At 72.0% G+C, this 1,662-nt stretch carries 1 protein-coding gene; it reads right to left on the bottom strand.

Features of this window, described 5'->3' with window-relative positions; all coding sequences use genetic code 11:
• Nucleotides 1-80 precede the first annotated feature (80 nt).
• The coding region (locus ESO86_RS16545; RefSeq protein WP_129235913.1) for a dolichyl-phosphate-mannose--protein mannosyltransferase at nt 81-1,662 on the bottom strand (1,582 nt) is incomplete at its 5' end.

The raw sequence follows: 1,662 nt of genomic DNA, 5'->3' as shown, positions 1-1,662 counted from the left end.
GGCCGCCGCGACGCCGAGGCCGGCCATCCGGCTGCGCCACCGCCCCGACGCGGGGCCCGGGCCGTCGGGCCCCAGGCCGTTCATCCCCAGCCCGGCAGCCAGAAGTGCAGCTGCCGGAAGTCGGGCGTCACGGGCACCGCGGTCCAGAGGGGGAGGAAGAAGATCGAGACCGCCACCGCCACGCCGAGGAACACGCCGACGGTGGCGATGCCCTGCTGGCGCCGCCACCTCGGGTCGTCGCGCCGGCCGAGCACGATGCCCATGACCGCGGCGAGCGCGAGCAGCAGGTAGGGCTCGTAGGCGATCGTGTAGAACTGGAAGACGGTGCGGCCGAGGTACATGAGCCACGGCAGGTAGCCGGCGGCGACGCCGACGAGGATGGCGCCCGCCGTCCACTCGCGATACCGGGCGAAGCGGTAGACGAGGTAGCCCGTCGCGAGCGTCGCGGCCCACCAGATGATCGGGTTCGGGATGCCCATGATCGACGACCAGCACTCCCCCTGTCCGCAGCCTCCCGACCCGTCGACTGTCGTGGCGAAGTACATGTTCGTCGGGCGCAGCGAGAGCGGCCAGGTCAGCGGGTTCGCCTGCCACGGATGAGGGGAGGCCACGCCGACGTGGTATCCGTACGCGGCCTGGTGGTAGTGCCACAGGCTCTGGAGCGAGTGCGGCACCCACGACCAGAACCCCGTCGCCGCGTTGCCCGGTTCGTCGGCCCACCCGCGGTAGTAGCCGCCGTCGGTCACGAGCCATCCGGTCCAGGACGCGAGGTAGACGACGCCGGCCACCGGCACCAGCAGGAGGAAGGTCGCAGGCGCCTGCTTGAACAGCGCGCCCTCGACCCAGAAGCCCAGCCCGGCGCGCCGCCGGGCCATCGCGTCGACGAGGACGAGGTAGATGCCGAAGGCGGCGACGAAGTAGAGGCCGGACCACTTCACGGCGGTGGCCGCACCGAACGCGACGCCCGCGGCGATCACCCACGGACGCGCCCAGATCACCGGCCCCCAGTGCGGCTCGGCTCCGCCCTCGCGCAGCGCGGCGAGCCGTTCGCGCAGCCGTGACTCGGCCGCCGTGCGGTCGATGAGCACGAACCAGAATCCGAGCAGGGCGAAGAGCATGACCCAGTTGTCGAGCAGCGCGACCCGGCTCATCACGATCGCGTTGCCGTCGATGGCGAGCAGGAACCCGGCGATCACGGCGACGAGCGTGGAGTGGAAGAGACGTCGGCCGACCATCGTCATGAGGAACACGGCGATCGTGCCGGCGAGCGCCGTCGACGCGCGCCACCAGAACGCGCTGTCGGCTCCGAAGAGCGCCATGCCGAGCCCGATCATCCACTTGCCGAGCGGCGGGTGCACGACGTACGCCGGGTCGTCGGAGAACACCTCGGTGTCGCCGCGTGCGAAGTCCTCGTTCGCGCCCTCCGGCCACGCCGACTCGTACCCGTTGGCGAGGAGCGTCCAGGCGTCCTTCACGTAGTAGGTCTCGTCGAACACGATCGCCTGCGGATTCCCGAGGTTCCAGAACCGCAGCACGGCCGCGAGGAGGGTGACGGCGATCGGGCCGCCCCAGGTCCAGACGGCTCGGCGCCGCGGCGTGCGCAGCAGGTTCGCCCACCACGCGTCGAGGCGGGTGCCGACGGGGGCCGCGGGCGCCGCCGTG

The sequence above is a fragment of the Agromyces binzhouensis genome (assembly GCF_004135055.1).
Classification (GTDB): domain Bacteria; phylum Actinomycetota; class Actinomycetes; order Actinomycetales; family Microbacteriaceae; genus Agromyces; species Agromyces binzhouensis.
This window is presented reverse-complemented; position numbering and strand designations above follow the sequence as displayed.